25 protein-coding genes and 1 rRNA gene are annotated in these 25,605 nt (G+C 35.2%); 10 read left to right on the top strand and 16 right to left on the bottom strand.

Annotation, left to right across the window (positions count from 1 at the left end; genetic code table 11):
• The first annotated feature begins 137 nt into the window (after positions 1–137).
• Positions 138–1,766, top strand: a complete 1,629-nt coding sequence (locus BMW29_RS09490; protein WP_092652783.1) for an ABC-F family ATP-binding cassette domain-containing protein — start codon at positions 138–140, stop codon at positions 1,764–1,766.
• A gap of 131 nt (positions 1,767–1,897) precedes the next feature.
• On the top strand, positions 1,898–2,287 hold the full coding sequence (locus BMW29_RS09485) for an HIT family protein (RefSeq protein WP_092652781.1): 390 nt from the start codon (positions 1,898–1,900) through the stop codon (positions 2,285–2,287).
• Between the two features lie 6 nt (positions 2,288–2,293).
• Here BMW29_RS09485 and BMW29_RS09480 read toward each other — a convergent pair whose 3' ends face one another.
• The 5 genes from BMW29_RS09480 to BMW29_RS09460 all read right to left on the bottom strand — a co-directional run bounded on the left by BMW29_RS09480 (position 2,294) and on the right by BMW29_RS09460 (position 6,804).
• A complete protein-coding gene (locus BMW29_RS09480; RefSeq protein ID WP_177165736.1) occupies positions 2,294–3,220 on the bottom strand; it encodes a sensor histidine kinase in 927 nt (308 codons plus the stop codon).
• A 17-nt stretch (positions 3,221–3,237) separates the two neighbouring features.
• Complete coding sequence (locus tag BMW29_RS09475; protein ID WP_092652777.1) at positions 3,238–4,179, bottom strand: hypothetical protein; 942 nt, start codon at positions 4,177–4,179, stop codon at positions 3,238–3,240.
• Between the two features lie 28 nt (positions 4,180–4,207).
• Entirely contained in the window at positions 4,208–5,098 is an 891-nt protein-coding gene (locus BMW29_RS09470; protein WP_092652775.1) for a hypothetical protein, read from the bottom strand.
• Positions 5,095–6,027, bottom strand: coding sequence for an ATP-binding cassette domain-containing protein (locus BMW29_RS09465; RefSeq protein WP_092652773.1), 933 nt, complete (start codon positions 6,025–6,027; stop codon positions 5,095–5,097). The genes BMW29_RS09470 and BMW29_RS09465 overlap by 4 nt, the downstream gene beginning before the upstream one ends.
• Positions 6,028–6,123: 96 nt before the next feature.
• Positions 6,124–6,804, bottom strand: a complete 681-nt coding sequence (locus BMW29_RS09460) for a response regulator transcription factor (RefSeq protein WP_092652771.1) — start codon at positions 6,802–6,804, stop codon at positions 6,124–6,126.
• 160 nt (positions 6,805–6,964) lie between these two features.
• Between BMW29_RS09460 and BMW29_RS09455 the strand changes: the two genes are divergently transcribed.
• The 3 genes from BMW29_RS09455 (at position 6,965) to BMW29_RS09445 (ending at position 9,795) form a co-directional block, all read left to right on the top strand.
• Positions 6,965–8,950, top strand: a complete 1,986-nt coding sequence (locus BMW29_RS09455) for a S9 family peptidase (RefSeq protein ID WP_092652769.1) — start codon at positions 6,965–6,967, stop codon at positions 8,948–8,950.
• Between the two features lie 135 nt (positions 8,951–9,085).
• Complete coding sequence (locus BMW29_RS09450; protein ID WP_092652767.1) at positions 9,086–9,391, top strand: DUF1129 domain-containing protein; 306 nt, start codon at positions 9,086–9,088, stop codon at positions 9,389–9,391.
• A complete protein-coding gene (locus BMW29_RS09445) occupies positions 9,388–9,795 on the top strand; it encodes a hypothetical protein (RefSeq protein ID WP_092652765.1) in 408 nt (135 codons plus the stop codon). The genes BMW29_RS09450 and BMW29_RS09445 overlap by 4 nt, the downstream gene beginning before the upstream one ends.
• A gap of 64 nt (positions 9,796–9,859) precedes the next feature.
• Here the strand turns inward: BMW29_RS09445 and BMW29_RS09440 are convergent, their stop codons facing one another.
• The 9 genes from BMW29_RS09440 to BMW29_RS09400 form a co-directional block, all read right to left on the bottom strand.
• Complete coding sequence (locus BMW29_RS09440; protein WP_092652763.1) at positions 9,860–10,330, bottom strand: nucleoside 2-deoxyribosyltransferase; 471 nt, start codon at positions 10,328–10,330, stop codon at positions 9,860–9,862.
• Between the two features lie 12 nt (positions 10,331–10,342).
• The gene (gene ald / locus BMW29_RS09435) at positions 10,343–11,461 is read right to left on the bottom strand and encodes an alanine dehydrogenase (protein WP_092652761.1); all 1,119 of its coding nucleotides are present in this window, start codon (positions 11,459–11,461) and stop codon (positions 10,343–10,345) included.
• A 136-nt stretch (positions 11,462–11,597) separates the two neighbouring features.
• Positions 11,598–12,257: a hypothetical protein gene (locus BMW29_RS09430; RefSeq protein WP_092652759.1), complete on the bottom strand. Its 660-nt coding sequence runs from the start codon at positions 12,255–12,257 to the stop codon at positions 11,598–11,600.
• A gap of 78 nt (positions 12,258–12,335) precedes the next feature.
• Complete coding sequence (locus BMW29_RS09425; RefSeq protein WP_245706265.1) at positions 12,336–12,899, bottom strand: hypothetical protein; 564 nt, start codon at positions 12,897–12,899, stop codon at positions 12,336–12,338.
• Positions 12,900–12,915: 16 nt separating this feature from the next.
• A complete protein-coding gene (locus BMW29_RS09420; protein ID WP_092652755.1) occupies positions 12,916–15,591 on the bottom strand; it encodes a pectate lyase-like adhesive domain-containing protein in 2,676 nt (891 codons plus the stop codon).
• A 264-nt stretch (positions 15,592–15,855) separates the two neighbouring features.
• Positions 15,856–16,554 (bottom strand): CPBP family intramembrane glutamic endopeptidase, encoded by a 699-nt coding sequence (locus BMW29_RS09415; protein WP_092652753.1) that lies wholly within the window; start codon positions 16,552–16,554, stop codon positions 15,856–15,858.
• Between the two features lie 108 nt (positions 16,555–16,662).
• A complete protein-coding gene (locus tag BMW29_RS09410) occupies positions 16,663–17,022 on the bottom strand; it encodes a hypothetical protein (protein ID WP_092652751.1) in 360 nt (119 codons plus the stop codon).
• 10 nt (positions 17,023–17,032) lie between these two features.
• A complete protein-coding gene (locus BMW29_RS09405) occupies positions 17,033–17,536 on the bottom strand; it encodes a DUF5067 domain-containing protein (protein ID WP_092652749.1) in 504 nt (167 codons plus the stop codon).
• A 126-nt stretch (positions 17,537–17,662) separates the two neighbouring features.
• Positions 17,663–18,931 (bottom strand): serine/threonine-protein kinase, encoded by a 1,269-nt coding sequence (locus BMW29_RS09400; RefSeq protein WP_092652747.1) that lies wholly within the window; start codon positions 18,929–18,931, stop codon positions 17,663–17,665.
• 149 nt (positions 18,932–19,080) lie between these two features.
• On the opposite strand from BMW29_RS09400, the gene BMW29_RS09395 reads away from it, so the two are divergent.
• Positions 19,081–19,509, top strand: a complete 429-nt coding sequence (locus tag BMW29_RS09395; RefSeq protein ID WP_092652745.1) for a helix-turn-helix domain-containing protein — start codon at positions 19,081–19,083, stop codon at positions 19,507–19,509.
• Between the two features lie 88 nt (positions 19,510–19,597).
• The gene (gene cysK, locus BMW29_RS09390; RefSeq protein WP_092652743.1) at positions 19,598–20,530 is read left to right on the top strand and encodes a cysteine synthase A; all 933 of its coding nucleotides are present in this window, start codon (positions 19,598–19,600) and stop codon (positions 20,528–20,530) included.
• Between the two features lie 28 nt (positions 20,531–20,558).
• On the opposite strand, the gene BMW29_RS09385 is transcribed toward cysK, so the two are convergent.
• Entirely contained in the window at positions 20,559–21,203 is a 645-nt protein-coding gene (locus BMW29_RS09385) for a DedA family protein (protein ID WP_218139663.1), read from the bottom strand.
• 222 nt (positions 21,204–21,425) lie between these two features.
• On the opposite strand from BMW29_RS09385, the gene dusB reads away from it, so the two are divergent.
• Together dusB and lysS are read left to right on the top strand one after the other, a co-directional pair.
• Positions 21,426–22,433 carry a tRNA dihydrouridine synthase DusB gene (dusB, locus tag BMW29_RS09380; RefSeq protein ID WP_092652739.1) on the top strand — a complete coding sequence of 336 codons (1,008 nt, stop codon included), beginning with the start codon at positions 21,426–21,428 and terminating at the stop codon, positions 22,431–22,433.
• Positions 22,434–22,542: 109 nt separating this feature from the next.
• The gene (gene lysS, locus BMW29_RS09375; RefSeq protein WP_092652737.1) at positions 22,543–24,042 is read left to right on the top strand and encodes a lysine--tRNA ligase; all 1,500 of its coding nucleotides are present in this window, start codon (positions 22,543–22,545) and stop codon (positions 24,040–24,042) included.
• Between the two features lie 40 nt (positions 24,043–24,082).
• Here the strand turns inward: lysS and BMW29_RS09370 are convergent, their stop codons facing one another.
• Complete coding sequence (locus BMW29_RS09370) at positions 24,083–24,871, bottom strand: tyrosine-protein phosphatase (RefSeq protein ID WP_092652735.1); 789 nt, start codon at positions 24,869–24,871, stop codon at positions 24,083–24,085.
• Between the two features lie 567 nt (positions 24,872–25,438).
• Between BMW29_RS09370 and BMW29_RS09365 the strand changes: the two genes are divergently transcribed.
• Positions 25,439–25,605 (top strand): 16S ribosomal RNA (locus tag BMW29_RS09365); the annotation flags it as partial.

The raw sequence follows: 25,605 nt of genomic DNA, 5'->3' as shown, positions 1-25,605 counted from the left end.
AAAGAAATATCCTATCTAGTAAAGTAGGGTCATGATAGCTGCTGCTCATTTTTAGATAACCCTTTATCATGTAGTATTTAACCCTAGTTTATGATAGAATGTGATGAGATAAAAAAACGAATAGAGGGAACAAATTTATGATTACAGTAACAAACGTCGGTTTGCAATTTTCAGATCGCAAACTTTTTGATGAAGTCAATATTAAATTCACACCAGGTAACTGCTACGGATTAATCGGTGCCAATGGTGCAGGAAAATCAACATTTCTAAAAGTATTATCAGGAGATGTCCAACCAACATCAGGAGATGTCAATATTAGTGCAGGCGAACGTTTAACCATGTTACGTCAAAACCACTATGATTATGAAGAATATAATGTCCTAGATACAGTGATTATGGGCTATAAACGTCTGTATGAAGTGATGCAAGAAAAAAATGCCATTTATATGAAAGAAGACTTTACAGATGAAGATGGTATTCGTGCTGCTGAATTAGAAGGTGAATTCGGTGAATTAGGCGGTTGGGAAGCAGAATCAGAAGCAGCTGTTCTTTTACAAGGATTAGGCATTGATGAAACCCTACAACAAAAAACAATGAGCGAATTAACCGGTGGAGAAAAAGTTAAAGTCTTGCTGGCCCAAGCTTTATTTGGTAAGCCTGACATTCTTTTACTAGATGAGCCGACCAATGGATTGGACACAAAATCAATTCAATGGTTAGAAGAATTCTTAATTAATTTCCCGAATACAGTCATTGTTGTATCCCATGACCGTCACTTCTTAAATAAAGTATGTACACATATGGCAGACGTTGACTTTGGAAAAATTAAATTATATGTAGGAAACTATGACTTCTGGCTAGAATCAAGCCAATTAGCATCAAGATTAGCACAAGATTCAAATGCTAAAAAAGAAGAACAAATCAAAGAATTACAAGACTTTATTGCAAGATTTAGCGCAAACGCATCTAAATCAAAACAAGCAACTTCTCGTAAAAAAATGCTAGAAAAAATTACCTTAGATGACATTCAACCTTCTTCACGACGTTATCCATTTGTTGGATTTACACCTGAAAGAGAAATCGGTAATGATTTATTACGCGTTGAAAACCTATCTAAAACCATTGATGGCGTGAAAGTTTTAGACAACATTACTTTCTCACTCAATAAAGAAGACAAAACAGCCTTTATTGGCCGTAACGATATTGCGATTACAACCTTATTTAAAATCATCTCTGGCGAATTAGAGCCAGATTCAGGCACTTACAAATGGGGCGTGACAACAAGTCAAGCGTACTTGCCAAAAGATAACTCAGAATACTTCAACAATAGTGAATTAAACATTGTGGATTGGTTACGTCAATTTGCTTCAAAAGAAGAAAGCGACAATACCTTCTTACGTGGCTTCCTAGGTCGTATGCTATTTTCTGGGGAAGATGTTATGAAACAAGTTTCTGTCTTGTCAGGGGGAGAAAAAGTCCGTTGTATGCTTTCTAAAATGATGTTAAGCAAAGCAAACGTCTTAGTACTTGATGATCCAACCAATCACTTAGATCTTGAATCAATCACAGCGCTAAATGATGGACTAATCGCCTTTAAAGGGGCATTATTATTCGGTTCTCATGACCACCAGTTCATCCAAACCATTGCAAACCGCATTATTGAAGTATCTGATAACGGTGTTGTTGATCGTGCTGATACAACTTATGATGAATTCTTAGAAGATAAAAATGTACAAGAACAAGTAGAAAAATTATATCAAGCATAATCAAATAATGGTTTACAATAAACGTCTTTAAATAGAAAAATATCTTGGTAAGATTCAGAAATAGAACTGAAAATTGCCAAGATATTTTTTATTATACGATTTTAAAAATTATGAGAAAAGAGGATAAACTGATGGTTGACTGTATTTTTTGTACTAAAATAAAAAGTAAAGATATATTAGTTGAAACAGAGAACTATTTTGTTGTTTTGGATACTGATCCAATTCAAGTTGGGCATCTCTTAATCATTTCAAAAAAACATTATAAAAATATGATAGAAATACCTGAGCATGAATTGCTAGAATTAATAAAACTAGAAAAAAAGATTATGACTATTTTTGAAGAGAAGTTTAATGTTTTAGGAGTAAGCATTATTCAAAATAATGGTAAAGTTATGGAGACAGGGACACATTTTCATGCTCACTTGATACCTAGGTACAGCCACGACAATTTTTGGGATAATCAAAAAGTTGTACATTCTATATTGGATATTACCTTATTGAAAAAAGAGCTACAGAAGTAATTCTTTTTATTTCTCTACCGCTACCTGAAGCCGTAACAAAATTGTAAAACGGTTTTCCTGCTCCCAAGCAGAAGCAGTTGCAGCCCCACCCATTTTTTCCATCAGCTCTTTCACAATAGAAAGCCCAAGACCAGTATTTTGCCCACTGCGCATTCTGTCTGCTGTATAAAACCTTTCAAAAAAGCGTTCAGCTTCAGCTTGATTAATATTCGCTAGATGGTTTGTAAAATAAATTAACACCCATTTTTTATTTCCATCATAAGCTAATTTAATTTCAGCGCTTTTCCCTTCATGCTTTACCATATTTTGCAGCAGATTATTAAACACCCGACGCAGTGCATCCTCATCTCCAAGACACCAAACCGCATTCTCAGGCATTTCAATCACAGGTTGAATCGTTTGCTGGATAAAGTCCTCATAATAACTTGCAATGACTTCTTGCAGAATTGCTGTTAATTCAGTTGGTTGTTGCTTTACTTGAACAATCTCAGATTCCACACGAGAAAGCAAGAAAAATTGTTCAATTAATTGCTGTAAATTAAGCGACTTATTCTTCACAACCTCTAAATATCTGCGTTGCTCATCTTCGGCGATTCCTGGTTGTGTTGCTAATTTTAAATAACCTAGAATAGAAGTGAGTGGTGTTCTTAAATCATGAGACATATTCGTCATGGACTGCCTTAAGAGTTGTCCCTTTTCTTCCAAAATCAAATTATTCTTAACTTCCTCATCAAGGGTTAAATTCACTTCTCGAATAAAATCTGCCAGGGCAAGCTGCCCCAGTGAGGATAGTAATCGCTCATTTGATTTACTTGTTCGAATGCTGCTTAATTTATGCGTTAACCGTTTCATTTCCTTTTTTAAAACAATTTGACAAAGAAAGAAACCAAACAGGGCGCCAAGAATAAAAATAATCAGAAATCTAAATAGCATATGCTGCTTCCTTTCTATCATTGTTTATTTATATATCTAGAAAATCCTAACCAGCCAAGTAAAGCATAACAGATAATCACGATGCTACTGCCAACTAATGTTTGTAGAATAGGCAATAAAGTCAAGTGCTCCCCCTGCCCATATTGTGTGAGATAAAGAAATGGTTTAAAGTTTAAGCTAGTAGGTAAGTGCAATCTAGTGACAATCTGGTCCAAAAGAAAAGCCAGTAAAACAGGTGAAATAAAAGCTAATAAAATAGCGATACTCTTTTTTCTTGTAATGAATATTAGGGCAAAGGCTAATGAAAATTGTGTTAAAAATAAAGGATATTGCGCAACGGTTACTTTTAGCAGTTGTTCTAATAAACGAAAAACATCATGATCAATTGGAAAAAGAAAAAGCGACACAATAAAGTTTAATAAATGATAGCTAAATAATAGAAACAACGCAATCAATGCACCGAAAATCCATTTATTCAAAAAATACCGCCACTTATCAAATTGATAAGTAAAGATATTACGAATACTATTTGTTGTAAAATCTTCTGCGAAAAATAAGATTACAACAATCATCATCACAAATGCAACGAACCCAACCGTACTTTGCATATGATTTAATAATCCTTGTCTTGTAGCAAATAAATCAGCAGATGCTAGATTAGTTGTTTCTTCATCTGAATCAAAATCAAATGAAAAATCCCCTGCTTGAATACTTCTTACCATCTCTAGCTTAAACGAATCATCAAAAGAAATCGTCCCCGTTTGATATTTTTTCTCTAGCTGAATAATGGCTTCTTGATCAATCCTTTTTACTTCTTGAAAATATTGTGTAAACATCGGAATAATCAATAATTGAATGACAAAAATAAATAGAATAGGAATCATTAAGAGTGGGGGAACAAGCAACCACTTTTTATGTTGCAATAAGTGATAGCTGTCAGCTTTTATTTGATTCAACAATGTCTTGTTCCTCCATTCTATTAGATATTTATTTTTTTATCTCAAATTTAGTAAAGCCATACCAACCAATGACTAGAAAAATCAGGGAATAGAGTAGACTTACTGTAACGCCATAAAAAAGATTGGATGCAGTTAACATCGTCTCCTTACTAAAATAACCAATGGTATTAAATAAATTAAACGGATTAAACTGCCGTAAGGCCGGAACTTGATCAGAAATCGCGGCTAAATAAATAGGCAAGAGAATTGAAACAAATCCTGTAATTAAAACAGTTGCCCAGCGCTTATAGACAAGAAAAAAAACTGAAAAAGCAAATGAATGAATCGCTAAATAAATTGGGAATTGCGCTAAAATAACTTGAAAGGTTCTCAATAAAATTTTGAAATTAAGTGGGTTTTCTCCAAAAGCAATTGGATAAGTAAATGTAACCATCAGATGGAAAAAAGTCAGAACACTAAAGGTAACCAGTGCACCAAACAGCCATTTTTCAAGAAAATAAATCCATCTAGATCCTGTGTAAAGCAAAGTGTTTTTTATACTTTTAGAGGAGAAATCGCCATAGAGAAAACCAGTAATCACCACCAAATAAAAAAGAACCATTGTTAAGGTATCCGTTTGCATCATATTGATAAAAAACGCGACTTTATTTTGTTGGACATCAGGTAAAGCTTGCTCAATACTAGCTTCAATATTTTCCTCATAAGCAGAAGGATAACTTTTAATGGTTTGGAAAAGGTATTGCTTTAAATAGGTCTCTTCTGTAATCGTTGTACTTTCAGAGACTCTATTTGTTGTGTTTAATACATTTTGAATCGTGTAAGTCCCCAAAATGACGATGAGTAAAATAGCAGCTAATCCAATCCAGTAAGATTTACTCAGCCTTAGACGGTAAAAGTCTGCTCTAAGAAGAGGTCTCATAAAACATCACGACCTTTTGCTGCATCTGTGAGCTGATTAAAATAAGTCTCTAATGTTTCAATCTCTTCATAAATCTTTTGCACATAAATTCTCTTTTCAAAAAAAAGGCGACTAATCTCTTCAATGGAGATATGAGGATTTTGCACAACGATTTCATAGTGATTACGCACTTCAAATAAGCTAGCATCACAAATTAATTCTAAAGTGGTGGTTGCAGCAGTAATATCCTCTACAAAAATCTTAATTTTTGTTAGGAGCTTTTTATCTAATTCTTTTTTTGTAATCTCTTCTAATAGGACGCCATGCTGTAAAAAGCCATAAGCAGTAGCAACCTGTGCAAGCTCAGCTAATAAATGACTGGTAATTAAAAAAGTCACATGATGCTTTTGATTTAATTCTAAAATAAGCTCCCTAATTTGAATAATTCCAGCAGGATCCAGTCCATTAATGGGCTCATCTAGCACAATTAAGTCTGGTCTTTCCATAATTGTATAGGCAAGAGCCAGCCGTTGCTTCATTCCTAATGAAAAATGCTTGAATTTTTTTTTACTATGAGTCGCAAGTCCAACCTTTTCAAGGGATTCCATGACTAATTCTTTCTCTAAAATCCCTCGTTGTAAGCGATAATATTCAAGATTCTGCTTCGCTGACATATTTGGATAAAAGGAAGGAGCATCAACTAAAGCGCTCATTCTTTTTTGATTTTCGACACGATCCTTGTGTTTGGTACTGCCAAAGAAAGAAACTTCCCCGCTACTAGGCTTGGTTAATCCAGTAAGCATCCGGAGAACAGTTGATTTTCCTGCACCATTTTCACCAATAAAACCATAAATATCGCCTTTATAAATGGTCATATTCAAGTCTTTAACAGCCAGCTGGCGACCATACCGTTTACTTAAATTTTTTGTTTCTAATACTTTTTCCGGCACAGAAAAACCTCCTTTCATGGACTCTTTTCTTCTTCATTTAATGTATGTAAAAGGTTATAAGAAACCATTAAGAAAATACTGAAGAATTTGGTAAATTTATTTACATAACTTAAAACCAATCCCCCATACCGTTTCGATATACTGGACATCAGGATTGATTTTTCCTAATTTTGTTCGTAAATGGCTAATATGAACACTGACTGTTCCTTCGTCACCAAAAGAATCCTCCTGCCAGATACTTTCAAAAATATTTCCTTTTGTAAATACTTTTTGAGGATTGGTCATCAATAGTGCCAAGATATCAAACTCATAGCCAGTTAATTTCAACGGTACATTTGCAACAGTCACTGTTCTGCTTTCTTGGTCTAAGAGAATATCCTGATATTCAAAAAGAGTAGACTGCTGATTCTGATGTGTTGTAGAGCGACGTAAATTAGTTTCCACTCGCGCTAGTAAAATATCTAAATCAAAAGGCTTTGTCACATAATCATCTGCACCGATTCGTAAGGCATGGAGTTTTGATTCCTTATCATCTTTTGCAGAAATTACAATAACAGGAGTATCCTGTTTGGTTCTAAGCACCGCTAAAATTTCCTCACCAGTCATTCCAGGTAACATGAGGTCAAGTAAAACCATATCAAATGAATCGTGTTCAAGATATAATATCGCTTCTGTTCCAGAAAAAGCAGATTGAATCTGAAAACTTTCTTTGGAAAAGAAATCGGCTAGTAATCGATTAATATCATTGTCATCTTCTATAATTAATAAACGTCTCATCTCACTGCTCCTTATCCTAATCGTTACTTTCCATTTTACTATTTTTCAGCATAAAAGCGAATATTTTCTTGCTATTATGCTGAAAATCTTGCATGATATCTTATAAGAGTAAAAATATTCAGACAATTGGTTGTTTTCAAGTTTAAAGGAGGAATGTTTTATGACAGACAAAAAACAAAAAACAAAAGGAATCGTAGCTGAGGATTTATTCTCATTAAAAAGTCTAGCTCAGCCTCAATTTACGAAGGATAAAAAGTATGTATTCTACATTGAAACAACGATTCATCAAAAAGAGAATCAGTACACGTCAGAAATTCATCGTTTAAATGTGGAGACAAATGAAGTGACAGTATGGGCTTCCCAAGGGACGCAAAATACAACACCAAAGCTTTCACCAGATGGTCAGTGGTTATCTTTCATTTCAAATAGAGGAGCAGATAAAAAGCCACAAGTCTATGTTATGGCATTAGCAGGCGGGGAAGCGATTCCCTTTACGACTTTTGAAGCGGGCATCACAAGCTATGAGTGGTTGCCAAATAGCCAAGGGATTATTGTGACAACTGAACCAAAAGAACAAGAAGAAAAGACAGAGAATGACTTTCCTAAACCAACTGTTGTGACAGCTATGCAACATAAGGCCGATGGTGCAGGCTTTATTTCGATGCAACAGCCGACACATTTTTATGAAGTTGATTTTTCTAAAAATGAAACCTTATTATTTGAGACCGAGGTTCGTGTACAGGTAGGAGCGATTTCCCCTGATGGACAAGCTATTGCTTTTGGCAAAGATGCATTTCCTGAAAATGAAAAAGATTTTGCACAGTATGTCTATGTTTTTGATAAGGGAACGAAAAAAACAACTTGTTTAACGGATAGCATACCAAAAGGCCAATTTGTAGTAGGCGCTTTTTCACCAGATGGTCAAAAACTATTGTTAGCAGGAAATGATTTTAAACATGTCGTTGCAACACAAACCAAATTATACCTCTATGATTTTACTACGCAAAAACTGACTTGTTTAACACAAGATTTAGATAAAGAAGTTGGAGATATGATGGTAGGAGACTTCCAGCAAAATGTAGGAGGATTCTCAGTTGTCTGGCGAAAAGATAGTGCTTCATTTTATTTCCCTGTTACAACCTGGGGCAAGAAGCTCCTTTACTATGGCACGATTCAAGGTGAAGTTAAACCTGTCTTTGAAAAAGAACTGCATATTGTTGATTTTGACATTGATGGCGCAACAGATGAAGCAGTCCTTGCTGTCTCTACACCAACCATTCCAAGTGAGTTATGGCAAGTTCAATTATTAATAGATACTTATTCTGTGCTATTTAATCCAAATCAAGCTGTTTTAGCGGATAAAGTCTTAACACCTGCAGAAGCCTTTATTTTTGACGCACCAGATGGTTTTAAAGTCCAAGGCTGGTATATGCCGGCAATTGTGCCAAAAGACTCTAAGAAAGTCCCATTGATGCTTTATATTCATGGTGGCCCACAAGTTTGTTATGGCTTTACTTTTTTCCATGAAATGCAACTGCATGCAAATGAGGGTTATGCTGTATTATTAATTAATCCACGTGGTGGGAATGGTTATGGGCAAGATTTTGTTAAAGCAGTATTGGGCGATTATGGCAATAAAGATTATTTAGATTTAATGACAGGGGTAGACGTAACCTTAGCTGCGCATCCAGAGATTGATACAGATCATTTATATGTGACAGGGGGCAGCTATGGTGGCTTTATGACCAACTGGATTGTGACACAAACGAAACGCTTTAGAGCGGCTGCAACCCAACGTTCTATTTCAAACTGGGTAAGCTTTTATGGGACAAGTGATATTGGTTACTACTTTACTGAATGGGAAATGGGCGCAGGATTAGAGGATATTGATAAATTATGGAAACATTCGCCATTAGCTTATGTGAGTCAAGCGGATACACCTTTATTAATTTTACATGGAGAAGCAGATTTACGTTGTCCAATTGAGCAAGCGGAGCAATTCTTTATTGCTTTAAAAAATCAAGGAGTGGACACAAGATTTGTTCGTTTCCCAGAATCTAGCCACAATTTATCGAGAACAGGTTTACCTTCTTTAAGATTAGCAAGATTAAATGAAATCACTGAGTGGTTTAAAAATCATGCATAGTTAGCAGAGTAGTAGGACAGATTCAGCTTTGAATCTGTTCTGCTATTTTTTTATCGGATTCTTATCAACTTTCTTAACAGATTCTTATGACTTCTTTTTTATGCTTAATTTATTCAGTAAAAAGGAGGTTGTCATATGAGTATTCAAGTAAGAAGACTGCAAAGAGAAATTAGAGAAATACAATCACAATTAACGTATGAAAATAAGAAAATGTTTGGAAATGTGGCAATCTATTTACGGGCTTCCAAGCTAGATTCTTTCTTCGTTGAAACACTGCTACAGAATCAAGTAGTTTCTCTTTTAAAACAACAGCAAGCAGGAGAAACTACCACTTCATTTTATCAACCATCGCCTAAAGTTTATTGTGATCAATTGATTCAACGTTATACGGAAAAAAAGGCTGAAGTCTCTTTTTTCTTTAAAGGAGCTTCATTCGTATGATCCAACAGGAAAGAATTGTTTATCGATATACCTTGCTGATTTGTTTATACAGCCTCTTTTTGAGTGTTGTTCGTATTGTTATTTTGGGTGTGTTATATCTGACAAGAAAGCGTTCTATCACAATGCTACTGCTGCAAAATTTATCTATCAGTTTTTATTTACTGACTTTTTTTGAGTTGCTGGTTTACCTTGTTATAGCAGTTTATGCGTATTTAACATTGAATCAATTGAAAAAAGGGCAGTCAGTTCAGCATAAATTGTATGTGTCTATCCTTTGCTACTCAGTGTTTAATATGGGACTGACAACATTATTGGGTGTGAATATGCTTCGTTTTGTTACCCCCGTTTTTTTGGCAACTTTTGGTATGCTGAGCTTATTGAATTTAAGAAAAAATGACAGCTAAAAAAGCTATCTACAATCATCAATTGATGGTTAGATAGCTTTTTTTAGGCTAGATAAGAAAATTTCTAAGCAATTTCTTGGATTAAATCTTCTAAATTATCCACAATGATACCATTCATCTTAATCAATCCAACTGTATATAAATTAATATAAGAGAATTGAGATTCAGCAAGCTCTTGTAGTGCGTCTAATTTCTTTTGGTTAGTGGCTCCTTGTTGACGAGAATCTGTATATAATCCAACTATAGGAATGCCGGCTTGATAAGCGACTCCAATTTCAGTTGCAACTCCAACATCAATACTTGTACCATCTAAGACAGCAATTACAAGTTGGCTATTCAATAGAGCATCAGTGTCATACTTAGCAATTGTTTTAGCATCTGCATAAGCATTTTTATCATTAATCCCCATTTGCTCTTGAGGAACAAAAAGATCAAATTCAGGATAGGTTTCACGGATTTTAGCGACAACCATTTCATTGTATAAGCGTTCCATATCCGAAAAAAGCGGACTAGCAAAATAAATTTTCTTCATCATTAAATACTCCTTTTATTTGTTTAATAGTGTTTCTAAAGGTGTATAAGGCAAGTCTATTGCTTCAGCAACACCTTGATAGGTTAATTTTCCTTGATACGTATTGACGCCACGGAATAAAGCAGGTTGTTGTTTGACTGTGGCTTCAAAAGGTTGACTTGCAAGTAGTAAACCATAAGGTGTTGTGGCATTAGATAAAGCCATTGTTGATGTTCTTGGTACAGCACCAGGCATATTTGCCACAGCATAATGAACAACACCATGTTTGATATAGGTTGGTGCATCATGAGTTGTAATTGTATCTGTTGTTTCAAAGATACCTCCTTGGTCAATGGCAATATCCACCACAATCGCACCAGGTTTCATTTGCGCAATCATCGCTTCTGTCACTAATTTAGGCGCTTTTGCACCAGGGATTAACACGGCTCCGATTGCTAAGTCTGCTTTTTTCAAACTGGCTTCAATGTTATAGGCATTTGAAACTAAAGTTGTTACTTGATTTCCTAGCATATTATCAAGCTCTCTTAAACGATTAATATTCACATCTAAAATAGTGACATGTGCACCTAAACCAACAGCAACCTTAGCTGCATTTAAGCCGGAAATTCCACCACCAATAATGACAACTTCTCCTTGAGGAACGCCAGGTACACCACCAAGTAAGATACCTTCACCAGCATAAATACTTTGTAAGAATTGGGCCCCAATTTGGGCGGCCATTTTTCCTGCTATTTCACTCATTGGACTAAGTAAGGGAAGTGAACGATCTTCTAAAGAAACTGTTTCATAAGCGATTGCTGTCACTTCATTTTCTAATAACTGTTTGGTTAGCTCTGGTTCATTTGCTAAGTGTAAATAAGTAAATAGGAGTAAGTCTTTTCTGAAATACTGATATTCCTTTGGAGTAGGTTCTTTAACTTTCATGACCATATCGGCTGCCCAAATTGCTGCAGTGTCTTCAATGATGGTTGCGCCAGCTTGTGCATAAGCTTCATCTGTAAAACCGGATCCTGCGCCAGCATCTTTTTCAACAAGTACTTGATGTCCTGCATTTTTGAAAGACATTGTACCGGCAGGTGTAAGACCAACTCGGTTTTCATTGTTTTTAATTTCTTTTGGGATACCTATTATCATATTGATTCCTCCAATGGATTCTAAAGTTTTACTACTTCTATGTTACCATATTTTTTTCAGATCAGTGTAAATAAGGAAAAATTTAAACAATAAAAAACAATCATTTGATTTAAAAACCAAATGATTGTTTTTTATGTTAATCATGTGCTGCAAATTTTAAAGTTAACTCATATTTTGGTTTAGCAACAACTGAGTAGTCATGTGCTGCAGGTACTTCACCACTAATTGTAAAGTTAAAGAAATCATTTGTACCACCAGTTTCGTTAATTCCTTTTAAAATAGCGATATCAAAAGCTGGTAAGCCAGCATCGCCTAAGTAGACAGTGCTGCCTGCGTTTGGTTTAATAATTGGATGCTCTGCTGCATCATGTTTTAAGTTCAATGTAAGCAATTCAATAGGCGCACTTACAGAAGTAATTTTTGATGCAGAAACAGTTACTTTTTTAACTGAATTGTTAGTTACTGTATATTTTGGTGAAGTAATAGCTGGTTTTTCAGATGCTAATGAACCAAATAGTATTTTAGTAGGGATGGTTACATTAATCCAAGATGGATCAGTTGGATCATCTGGAGTTGGTCTTTCATTTGGGTCAGTATTTGGATCAGTTGGGTCAGTTGGATCAAATGTACCAATCCATCCTTCAACTGGAATAACGGCATTGTCTTCGGCTTTGATTTCAGTTTCGCCTGTTTGAGAATCTTCTCCTGCAGTCCATGCAAAACCTGTTGTTGTTGGCAATAATAACCCGCCAATTGTTAAACTTGCTAATAGTACCATTGTTAATTTTTTCTTCATTTTCTTGCTCCTTCTATGATATATTTTTTTTCTTGCTATTTATATGTTCAACTTGAAAATTCAAGGAGTAACCGTTTGTTAATGATTGACAATAATTGTCATTTCAGCTTCTGCTTCACCAGATTTTAGCTTGGTTTGAGCATCGTAGATTGAAATTTTTGCAGTTGCTTGATACATTCCAGCTGCTAAATTCTTCACCAGTTTACCACCATTAATCATTTGATTTGGTTGAATCGCACCAGATTGATAAATTAAGTCATTTGTATCATTTAGTCGGATGTCTACACTAATTGGATAGACATTGTGACCTGCATTGACAATTTGAATCGAGCCAGTACTTGTTCCATTTTCAAATGTTGCTTCTGGATTGATTGTTAGTGTGAAATAATTTTCATCCGCTGTTTGCTGCATTTTTTCTTTAATTTCAGCATCACTCATATCTTTGGCATCGCCACTTGCATCAGGTAAGGCATCTGCAGTCACAATGTTTTCAGCTTCTTTTTCAGGAGGCTTACTAAACAAATCACAACTTTTAAGACTTAAGAGTAGAATGATGATTGTAATCATCGCGATAATTAAGATAAAAAGTCGTTTTTTTCTTTTTTCTTTTTCTTCTATTTCTTTGGACTGTTCTTTCTTCACTTTCATCACCTCTTGATTATTCTATTGGGCTAAACTTTAATTTAAATTGATAAGCAGGCTTTAATACTTCTTGATAATCACCATAATAAAAGCCTGAAAAGGATAATTTTGCTTGCCCGTTTTCTTTTTCTAAAGTTGCTATATCAAGAGGCTGAGTAAGATTTGGCGCTAAATATTCGACTTTTTGTTGAGAACTATTTTGTTCAATAGATAAATCTAACTTGGCTCGCTGTTCAGTTTGGTTAGGAATACCTTGTTTGATTAATGACAAGCCATCATTATCTATTTCTTGAATCTCTTGTAAAACAACATTTACTGCAAAAGGTGATTGATTCTCAATTGCATAAGTTGGAGAATGAATATTCCCTGCATCAATATCCATTGAGCCAAAAAGCATTTTAACAGGAATTTTAACGGAGATTAATTCAGTAGAATCAAGAACCGTTACATAAATTGTATGTGTGATTCCGCCATATGCAAATGTTGCTGTATAAACACCGGCTTCAGACTGATTCGTTAATTTAGGATCAAGTGTTATCGTAAGCTCTTCTTTTGTTAAATACTGGTCTTTATTCCAAGCTAAAATTTTCGCTTGATTGAACACAAGTGTTTTAATAGCTTCCATATCTCCAGTGACTTGAGAACGTTTGATGGTAAAATCTTCTCCATAGATAGCCTCGTTTAGGTTGGCACTTGTTTTGCTGTCACCAGATGTCACAAAAACAGGTACTTTTATATCAGTAGCATTATTTGCTTCATCTTCTAATGTGACATAGGCATAAGTTAATCCAATTTTATCCAGTTTTGGCTGTTTATTTTCATCCGCAGAAAAGGTTACTTTAATTTTTTCTTTAAGTGAAAGGTTGTCTTTTAAATCTGCAATCACATTTTCTGGGTTATCTGTAAGATTCGTGTTAATTGGAACAATTTGTGTAACAGGATTAGCTGTTGGAGGTGTTAAATCCTTAACAGTCGTTTCTGCTTTAGCGACGGCCATGTTAGCTGGTGCACTATAAGCTGTAACGGTCGTATCTGCTGCAATAGGCACTGTGGGTATTGAGAAAGTACCAGTCTCATCAGACATACCATTTAATGTAACCATTGTGTCATCTTCATTCAAATAAGTAATGATAATTTGAATGTTTGGCATTGCTGAGCCAGTAATGACAGAATGATTATCACCAACATCATTAAGCAGAATCTTACCTGATCCTACAGAAAACCTTTCATATAAATCGAATGCAGGTGCATATTCCTGAATAGTACTGTGTAGCAAGGTAGTGGCAGTAGCACCACCAGTAGTTCCATCAGCATTTGCTGATCCTTTAATGGAAACAATATTTAGTGAAGAAGAATCAGGAGTACTCCAAATTCCTGTTGGTAAGACTTTTCCTGCTAACGGACGTTGCCAATGATTCACATTCTCAGCTGAATAATAAAAGGAAAGTGTTTGCCCAGATATTGTATTTATAAGATTTGCTCCATTATTTGATAGATTGAGATACTTTGGATTAGTAGCAGTAATTGAGCCTTCTGCTTTATTAAAGTGAATCAAATTTGACCGCCCAACAGCTGAAGTAACATCAAGACTACTATCTGTGTCTAGAGTGATAGAGGTTTCTACTTTTAATAACGGAACATTTGAATTAGTTGTAGGATGATCTGTGATGGTTAAAGAAGCAGATTGTCCAACGCTAACTGAACGAATTTGATTCATGCGCGATCCTGTCCCTCTTGCAGCTTTCAGTGTAAAACTAGCAGAGGTTCCTAAATTAAGAGTTGGAGAAGAAAAGTCTGCATAACTTAAGGTGTTATTTGTTGTAATATCAACAGTAGCATGATCTTCAATGAGAATTTTCTTTTCATCATTATAGCCAGCACCACCTAACCAAAAGACAGCATCACTACTAGATTCATGACTAATAGTTGTGGTTGTATCAGCTTTAAACACAACATTCATGACTTCTGCTACTTCTTGGTTTGTATCTCCACCAGCAGTTGGTTCGATAAAAATTTGATTGTTCCCAACAAAATTAATGGTTCCTTTGCGGTTGAATGTAAGTTGAGGACCATGAAATATTACTTGATTGATTGTCAGGTTAATGTCTGTACAACTATCAGCGACTGAAACCATCCCGTAAAAAGTTTTTGCAGATGCTTCCATGTTTTTAAGTTCGATATGTAATCCATTTCCTAGAGTTAACCTTAGGTAAGTAGTAGTAGATTTTTGTGTTAGTTTATACCCATTTCCATTGATAATAATATCTTGGTTTGGCAAGTCAATCCTTCCTGTTAATTCAATATCTGCGCCTAAAATCACTTCTGCAACGGAGTAGTATTCAATGGCCATTTTTAACTCATCGTAGTTGGTAACTATTGCAGAAGACCTATTTGTAACAGATTTATTTTGTTGAACAGGAGGATTAGCTTCTGTTTGTACGGGTATTTCTTCTAGTGGCTGCTGTTCTGAGCTATTCAACTCTTGTTTAATGCTCGTTTCTTCTTCTAATTCTTCTTCTATGTAATCGACTTGAGGTGTTGGTGTATCATCAATATCAATAGGAAGCTCTTCGGTAGTGGTAGAGTCTGAGGAAGGCAATTTATCTGAGGCAATACTAGTTATTGGTGTAATGGTGAATAATAGGATAGTTAAAAGACCAATGACACTTAATTTATTTAGTTTTTGCTTCATAAATTGGCTCCTCTCTATAAATAGTATTTATAAATATTAGTTTTCGTTATAATAGTATATCTTTTTATGTGTGTAGTCAATGGGTTGAATGAAAAAAACATAGAATTGACACAAAACTAAGAAAAAGGTGTGAGCTATGGATTTTTAAAGGTTATCTTAGAAAAGAGTTTCAAAAAAAGCGTGGTTAAATCATAGAAAAACAACCATTAATAAAAACTAATAGTTGTTTAACATTGCTTTTATCTTATCTTATCTTATTAAAAATCATAGCATACTTAAAAAATTGTTCGAAAAGTGAGCCAAAATGGCTAATTCAATTCGGTTTGTTCGATAATATATCCCACCTAAAAAAGCACCCATTGAAGTATAAATCAGAAAACTAATGATATCTGTAGGACCATGTAGCATCCCAAATAAAAGGGAACTGAGGATCCAACCAAGCTTTCTATTATGAGGGAAGAAATACTTAAGGAAAAAGCCTCGTATGATAACTTCTTCAGAAACTGGTGCTAAAATCACTGCATAAAAGAAAAATAATGGATAAGCTGTATTGGCTAAAATGTTATCTAATGCGATTTCATTAGCTGTATTTTCAAAGCCTGGTATAAAGTTAATCGCAATCATATTTAAGCAAGTCGTTGTGGCAAGCATCCCAATAAACATAAGGACAGTAAAGCCTAAATCCTTCAACGGAATGGGTTTAAAGGAGAAAAAAGTTAAACCTTTACGTTTACTTAACCAAATAACCAAAACAAAATTTAATGTAGATAAAAGTACAAAATACCATGAAAAACCAGTGACAAGTCCTGAAGAAAGCAGTGCTTCTGCTGATAAGCCGGTTTGATTCATTAACCGAAAAACTTCAATAAAAGCACAGACTGTAGAAATACCAAAGTAAAGCCCCCAATATAAAAAGAAGAAACCAATGGCTGTACTTAATTTGTTTTTGCTTGTATTTGTCACGTTAAACCTCACCACTTTCAAATCAATTCTATTCTATTTATTCATTGTAACATGGGTATCAGGATATTTGTAGCTAAAGAAAAACACTACTAAATAAATAGTAGTGTCTTATTTATGGTCCAACTTGTTACGTTTTGGTTTAATGATTTGAAAGACCAAGAGCAATGTGGCAAAGATTAAGCTAATGACGGACCAAATAACTAAATCTCGATAGATACCTGCTCCTGCTAAACCAATAAGACCACCTAGTGTATAAAAGACAATCGCTGTAATCAACGTGCCTCTGCTTTTTTTAGAAGCTAATACTAGAATTCCGCTGACTAATAAACAGACTGCCAACAGAACACCAGCTGAACCATCAACTGCAGTTGAATCATTTGAAAGGGTGTTTGCAGCACCCACAATCATTGATTGAAAAAGAATAATAGGGACAATGACAATAGAAAGAATACCAATTGTTTTTTTCATATCGGCATCACTACTGTAAGTTAAATTCTTTGGTTAATTTGTTATCATCTAATGAAATAAGTTCTTTTGCTTCAACTGAAACTGGAGACGTTGTATCTTGTAATACATAGCCCACTTTTACTGTAAGAGAAGCACCTGGTTGGATTTCTGTACTGCGGTTTTTTAATTCAGGAGAATCAGCCGACATAATGGCACTTTCTAACCCAACGCCATTTTGGAAAACTTTATCTGAGATACTAAACATGAAAGATTGATTCTCATCGCTATTATTTGTGAAATCATAAGTAAGTACAATTACATCTTGATCATTATAATCTTTTGCTAGTTCAAAACCATCATGAATCGTTAAACTATAATCGCCAAGCTCACCAGAATCTGTTGCTTTCTTTTCTTCTGTTTTTTCACTTTCTTTTTCTTTCCCTTTATCAGAGCTACCTGATGAACCACAAGCCACCATCACCACTGATAATAAAGTAATAAATCCTAATACACCTAATTTTTTTAATTGTTTCATTTCCTTGCACTCCTTTGTTATTTGATCCGTCTTACAAATCAAATTATGCAGGGAAATATGGAAAAAATCTTATGCTTCAAGCATAAGATTTTCTTTTTATCTAAATGAAATGTTTTGCTTATTTTGTTATTTATTAAAAAAATCTAAAAATGCTTGTGTATGAAGTGAATCAAATAGTGCAATGAGACAGGTTAAGGCAATGAGCCAAATGACAATATATAGAAGGAAGCCAAGCCGCCTGTTCTTTTTATCCTCTGATTTAATCAAAGGTAATTTCTTTTGGATATTCATAAAATTGGTAAAAAGGATGGACAACGGCAGTAAAATAAATGCATTCTGAAGCGCTCGAAGTAACCAATCTTTAAAGGTAACAATTGAGTTTTCATAGAAGATAAGATAGGCATATAAAGCATAAATCAAACAGGCAAAAATTTTATTGGCTAATAGATCGGTTCGAAAACCTGGTACATAACGTCTCAGCCAATTTTGTTGAACGCTACTCGCTGCCTGCTGAGGTTGCTCCTGTGCTGCTTGAATCATTTCAGGAGATAAGGGGGTCCAGCTGTTTTTTTCTTGCTGTATGACGGCTTCTTCTTTAATTGGAAGTGTTCGCACATAAAAATCTTGCTGTTGCTGAGCGCTCTGAACTGCTGGGAAGCTTGCTTTTTTTACTTGCAATAAAGCATTTGTCATCTCCAACATATTTTCATAGCGATCATCAGGATCTAATTTCGTTGCTTTGGTAATAATGGTTGCTAAAATAGGGTCAGTTGTGATTCCGTTCTTAGGATATCTTCTCGCCGAACAGACATTTAAAACAACCCCTAATGAATAAATATCACTCCGTTCATCAGATTGTGCAAAGCCAAACTGCTCAGGAGATGCAAAACCAATTGTGCCCAAATTAACTGTATCTGTATTTTTCGAATCATCATAGAATCTTAACGCATCAAAATCGATTAACTTTACAACGCCATCTGTTGTAATCATAATATTACCAGGCTTCACATCACGATGAATGAGTTTTTCTTCATGCAAAGCGGTAAGTGCTTCAGCAACAGAAATCCCGATTTCCAATATTTCTTCCGTTTTTAATGCAGGAACAGCTTTTAAAATATCTGTTAAATTTTTACCATGAATATACTCCTCAAAAATCCAGAGATGATTATTTTGTAAAACAATTTCTTTGATTTTAGGTAAATTTGGATGGTTTACTTTTTTTAATTGAATCAATCGCTTGCTTAAACTAGGGTCATACTTTTTACGAACAAAAAATTCATTTGACTGAAGATGTCGCACTAAAATAGGACTGTTTTCCTTTTGATTTAAAGGCTCAATTTCTTTATATTGGTCAAAATGTTCCTTATGATACTCATTTGCTGAGTGCTTGTCCATAGTGAATCCCTTTCTTTAGTAAAAATCTTAATGAGCTTATTATAGCACCTCATATTGGAATAAAAAGGAGAATTTTGTATTGTTCCCTAAAAGTGGTAAAATATACGCATCAAGTATAGAGACGGAATTGACAGAGAGGTAGATGCTTCATGGAAAAAGATACAGATAAATTGCATCACGAACTGAAAAAATCAGATGATTTTTTTGAAACTTTTGCACAAAATACAGAGCATTTTGTAGAGAATACAGTGATGTTCTATTTGAATGAATGGCTAGAAGAAAAGAAACTAACCAAAGCTCAAGTGATTCGTAGGTCTGCAATGTCTGAGGTAACAGGGTATCAATATTTTGATGGTAAAAGAAACCCTTCAAGAGAACGCTTAATCGCCCTATGTTTTGGCTTGGGATTAAATGATGAGGAAGCAAACCAATTATTGAAAAAAAGTGGTTATGCTAGATTATATGCTAAGCATGTGTGGGATGCAGTCATTATCTATGGATTAGCAAAAGATTATTCAATAGAAGAAACGAATCTACTTCTTTTTGAAAAAGGTTTAGATACCTTAGGCGATTTTTAATTGTTTTCCAAAAGAAAGGCGTTAACTTGACAAATATACTCAAGATTAATAAACTAAGGTTAGTAAAAGAATTCAGGAGGGAAAAATGATGACAAAAATTGTTCAATCAATCACAGATCTTGTAGGAAAGACACCCCTTGTTAAATTAAATAAAGTTGTACCAGAAGAGGCAGCAGATGTTTATGTGAAGCTAGAATTCTTTAATCCAGGAGGCAGTTTAAAAGATCGAATTGCACTAAATATGATTCAACAAGCCGAAGCTAAAGGTACCCTTAAGGCAGGAGATACCATTGTTGAACCGACTAGTGGAAACACAGGAATTGGTTTAGCGATGATTGCGGCGGCCAAAGGTTATCAAGCAATTTTTGTGATGCCAGATACCATGAGTGTGGAACGTAGAAAATTATTGCGTGCATATGGTGCTGAGCTTGTGTTAACCCCAGGGGCTGATGGCATGAAAGGGGCAATTGCAAAAGCTGAAGAGCTTGCGAATAAACCAGGCTTTTATATGCCAATGCAATTTGATAACCCGACCAACCCTGAAATTCATGAGCTAACAACAGGCCCAGAGATCTTAGAAGCCTTTGATGGCAAGACGCCAGATGCTTTTGTAGCAGGAGTTGGAACAGGCGGAACGATTACAGGAGTAGGGCGTGTTTTGAAAAAAGCAAATCCAAATGTCTTGATTTATGCGTTAGAGCCAGCAGAATCACCAGTATTAGCAGGTGGCAGCCCAAGCCCACATAAAATCCAAGGAATTGGTGCAGGTTTCATTCCGACAGTATTAGATACATCTGTTTATGATGATGTTTTAGAAGTCAAAAGTGACGATGCGATTGAGATGGGTAGAAGAGTTGCTGCTGAAGAGGGCATCTTAGTAGGAATTTCATCTGGTGCAACAATTGCTGGTGCGATTGAAGTAGCTAAAAAATTAGGTAAAGGGAAAAGCGTTGTAGCAATTGTTGCAGATAATGGCGAACGTTACCTTTCAACTGCGCTTTATCCAAATATAGAAGATTAGACTAAAGAAAAAGCTTAACACAATTGTGTTAAGCTTTTTTAGACATTTTACCTCGAATAAATCCAACTAAAATTGGCACAAGAGAAACAAAAATAACGCCTAATGCAACTAAAGAGAAGTTATCTTTTACAAATGGAATATTTCCAAAGAAATAACCAAATAATGTACAAATAAGTACCCAAACAATTGCGCCAGTAACATTATATTTAAGGAAAGCACGTTCATTCATGTTACTCCCGCCTGCTACAAAAGGTGCAAACGTACGAATGAAAGGCATGAAGCGTGCAATGAAAATCGTTTTCCCACCATGCTTATTAAAGAAAGCTTCTGCCTTATCCAGCTTCTCCTGATTAATAACTTTGCTGATAATACCTTTTTCCGGAATTTTAGTCCCAATTTTTTTCCCAATATGATAATTCATTAAATCCCCTAAAATAGCTGCGGTAATAAACGTCAGAATGACGACAAAAATATTTAAAGAAGAACCATGAGCTACTGTTAAAGCACCTGCGGCAAATAATAAAGAATCCCCAGGAAGAAATGGGAAAACAACCAAACCTGTTTCAATAAAAATCACTAAGAATAGGAGGAAGTAAGTACCCAATCCAAATGTGTTAATCATCTCAACTAAATGTGTATCAATATGCAATATAAAATCAATTACCCAAGCCAAATTAAAACCCTCTCTCTTATAAATAGGAACATTCTCGAAAAATTGTAGCATACTTTAAAGAGAAAGTAGACCATAAAATAGAAAATTAATCATTTTTTAAATAAGTTTTTGCTTCCTATGACGCAACCATTTATTGTTTCGAACTTTGATTAAATATGATATGATACCTAAAGCTCTTAGTAAAAAAGATAAAGAAAGATCAAATAGAAAGAGGCAAACCTCATGTGGAAAATAGGAGATATAGAGATTCAAAATAGAGTAGTTGTTGCACCTATGGCTGGGATTTCCAATGCAGCATTTCGCGTAACAGTCAAAGAATTTGGTGCAGGATATGTTGTCTGCGAAATGATTAGCGATAAAGGTATTTTACAGCGCAATAAGAAAACCTTAGATATGTTATATATTGATGAAAGAGAGCATCCGCTGGGTGTGCAAATCTTTGGTGGCGATCGAGCAAGCTTGGTAGAGGCTGCTAAATTTGTTGAAGAAAATACAACAGCAGATGTGATCGATATTAATATGGGGTGTCCTGTCAATAAAATTATCAAAGCCGAAGCAGGTGCGAAATGGTTGCTAGATCCCAATAAAGTGTATGAAATGGTGGCAGCAGTTGTAGATGCAGTTAAGGTGCCAGTAACAGTGAAAATGAGAACTGGCTGGGATGAAGAACATCTATTTGCGATTGAAAATGCATTAGCAGCAGAACGAGCAGGTGCAAGTGCGATTGCAATGCATGCGAGAACCCGCGTTCAAATGTATGAAGGAAAAGCCGATTGGGATGTTTTAAGGGACGTAAAAAAAGAATTAACCATTCCGCTAATGGGAAATGGGGATGTTCGTACACCAGAAGATGCAAAGCGCATGCTAGAACATGTGGGTGCTGACGGTGTCATGATAGGGCGCGCTGCCCTAGGTAATCCTTGGATGATTTATCAAACGAAGCAATACTTAGAAACTGGTGAATTAGTAGCAGAACCAACTGCTCGTGAAAAAATTAAAACAGCTAAAACCCACTTGCAACGTTTGGTTGATTTAAAAGGCGAACGTGTTGCTGTTCCTGAGTTTAGACAGCATGCAGCTTATTATTTAAAAGGGATTCCCAGAGCTGCTAAAACCAAAGTAGCGGTGAATCAAACTTTAAAACAACAGGAAATGATTGCGCTATTTGATCAACTTGTGGAAGATACTGAAGAGAGAGAAGCAAAAAATACAATAAAAAATGCAGAATAATTCTCTGAATAACCTTGCTTTTTTTGCCAACTATTGGCATTATTAAGAAGAATGAAAGTTGCCCTAATATTTAATTTTAATGAAGCATTTAGAAATGGAGTGGAACAAAATGACGCTTGAGACGAATAATCAAGAAGAACTAAATGATCAATTACAGGTTCGCCGCGAAAAGATGGAAAATTTACGTGCACGTAACATCGATCCATTTGGTAGCAGATTTGATCGTACACATTTGGCAGAAGCATTGCATGAAACTTATGATGCTTTAACAAAAGAAGAAATTCATGAAAAAGAAGTGCAAGCAACAATTGGTGGTCGCTTAATGACCAAACGTGGTAAAGGGAAAGTTGGCTTTGCGCATCTACAAGACCGTACTGGCAGAATTCAAGTCTACGTTCGTAAAGATACCGTAGGCGATGAAGACTATGAAACCTTTAAAGCAGCAGACTTAGGTGACTTTTTAGGCATTACAGGGGAAATTATGAAGACGGATGCTGGGGAAGTAACGATTAAAGCTACTTCAGTTATCCAACTATCAAAAGCTTTACGCCCGCTTCCTGATAAATATCATGGTTTAACAAATATTGAACAACGTTACCGTCAGCGCTATCTTGATTTAATTAGTAATAAAGAAAGTTTTGACCGCTTCACAAAACGTAGTGAAATTATCCGTGAAGTTCGTAACTATCTAAATGAACAAGATTATTTAGAAGTAGAAACACCAACTTTGCATAATTTAGCAGGTGGTGCAGCCGCGCGACCATTTATCACACATCATAACGCATTAGACCAAGAGTTTTACTTGCGTATTGCTTTAGAATTACATCTAAAACGTTTAGTAGTTGGTGGCATGGAGCGTGTTTATGAAATTGGCCGTGTTTTCCGTAACGAAGGTGCAGATACAACACATAATCCAGAGTTCACAATGCTAGAGGTTTATACAGCATACACAGACTACTCTGATGTCATGGATTTATCAGAAGGTTTAATTAGAACGGTTGCAGAGCGCGTATTAGGAACTGCTAAAATCACTTATGATGGTGCTGAAATTGATTTAGGAACACCATGGAAACGTCAACACATGGTTGATGCAATCAAAGAATATGCTGGCGTTGATTTCTGGCAAGAAATGACAGATGAAGAAGCAAGAGAAATTGCTAAAAAACATCATGTTCCAGTAACTGAACATATGCAATTTGGACATGTTGTCAATGAATTCTTTGAAGCCTTTGTTGAAGATAAATTAATTCAACCAACCTTCATTTATGGCCATCCATTAGAGATTTCTCCATTGGCGAAGAAAAATGAAGCAGATCCAAGATTCACTGATCGTTTTGAGTTCTTCATTGTTGGACATGAATATGGGAATGCTTTTAGTGAATTAAATGATCCAATTGATCAAAGAGAACGTTTTGAAGCACAAATGAAAGAACGTGAGCAAGGTAATGATGAAGCGCATGAATTAGATGAAGACTTCATTGAAGCTTTGGAATATGGTTTGCCGCCAACAGGTGGTTTAGGAATTGGGATTGACCGCTTAGTAATGCTCTTAACAGATGCACAATCTATTCGTGATGTTTTACTTTTTCCAGCAATGCGTAATCACTAAAATGAAAAGCCCTTGAAACTTTAGGTTTCAAGGGCTTTTATTAATCTAAATAAATATCTTTTAATGCTTGCTGGATTGTTTCGTCAATCCCCATTTCTTCTATTAGATAAGTAGACATGTTTCCATATTTTTCATTAATTGTATCAAAAGCAGTTTGTAAATAAACAGGTTTGACATCTAATAAGTCAGCAACACCATCAAGTACAGCCTGTGGGGCACCTTTTTCTTTTAAATAAGTGAGTGTTTTCTGACTCTTTTCTTTGGAATATTGAGCTGACAATAAATAATCTTCCATAATAGTGTCTTGTGGGACACCTAAAGCGGATAAAATCAGTGCAGCACCAAATCCGGTACGATCTTTCCCAGCAGTGCAATGGAATAATAGGCAATGGTCATCGCCGATATTCTCCAATAAGAGTTGGAAAAATTGACGATAAGTTTCTGTTGCATGCGGCTCTAAAACTAAATTTTTATTCACTTGAACCATTTGTTTGACACCATCAGGGTCTTTTAACAATTCATTAAATAGTTCGGTGGGTGAAATCGAGTTTTTCGTTTCATCAATATCAAAAACGGGCATAAAAAGATAATTGGTTCCTTCGATTGTCATGTCTGGTTCCTTTTCAGCTTCTTCAGGAGAGCGGAAATCAACAATCGTTTTTAAGCCATAATCTTTTAAGAATGCTTGATCTTTAAGGCTTAGCTCATTTAATGAAGCAGAACGAATTAATTTATGCCACTTAACGGTTCTGCCATCAATCGTTTGGTAACCACCTAAATCCCTAAAGTTTATGCCGTTTTCAATAGGTAATAAACGTGTTTTTGTCATATTCAATCAGCTCCTAGTTCATATGTAATCTTTTGTCATCATTTTAACATACAATAGGAAAAAGAGAAAATCTCATATAAATATGTATAAAATCGAACTTTAAATGAATAATATAGGAGAATAAATAAAATGATAGCGAAATATAAAAGGCTAATAGTTGTTTATTGTTCCCTTTTTTTAAGGATTTTCTGATGATTATTGCAAGATTCATAGGTTGAAATTCGTATTTTAAAAAAAATGTATAAATTTGTAAAAATATTGTTGACGACACGTCTACATGATGGTATTCTTATGAAGTCGCAAATGACGTAACACAAAAATCACTTGCGAATAAATAAAAAAAGTTGTTGACAGTTGCTTCTATAACTGATAATATATAGAAGTTGTCGAAAAGACGACAAACTAGACCTTTGAAAACTGAACAAAGTAAGACGAACCAAATGTGTAGGTTGTTTTAACAAGGTTAAAACAAACAACATTAGTGAATAAAATTCGCTAGCAATTCAAAAATAATGAGCTACAAGCACATTATAAAAATGACTTTAAACCTTCGGGTTTGAACGATACTTTTATGAGAGTTTGATCCTGGCTCAGGACGAACGCTGGCGGCGTGCCTAATACATGCAAGTCGAACGCTTCTTTTCTCCCGAATGCTTGCATTCAATTGAAAAGAGGAGTGGCGGACGGGTGAGTAACACGTGGGTAACCTGCCCATAAGAGGGGGATAACAGTCG

Source organism: Isobaculum melis (assembly GCF_900111355.1).
Lineage (GTDB): Bacteria > Bacillota > Bacilli > Lactobacillales > Carnobacteriaceae > Isobaculum > Isobaculum melis.
The sequence above is the reverse complement of the archived record's forward strand: the minus strand, read 5'-3'. Positions and strand labels throughout refer to the sequence as shown.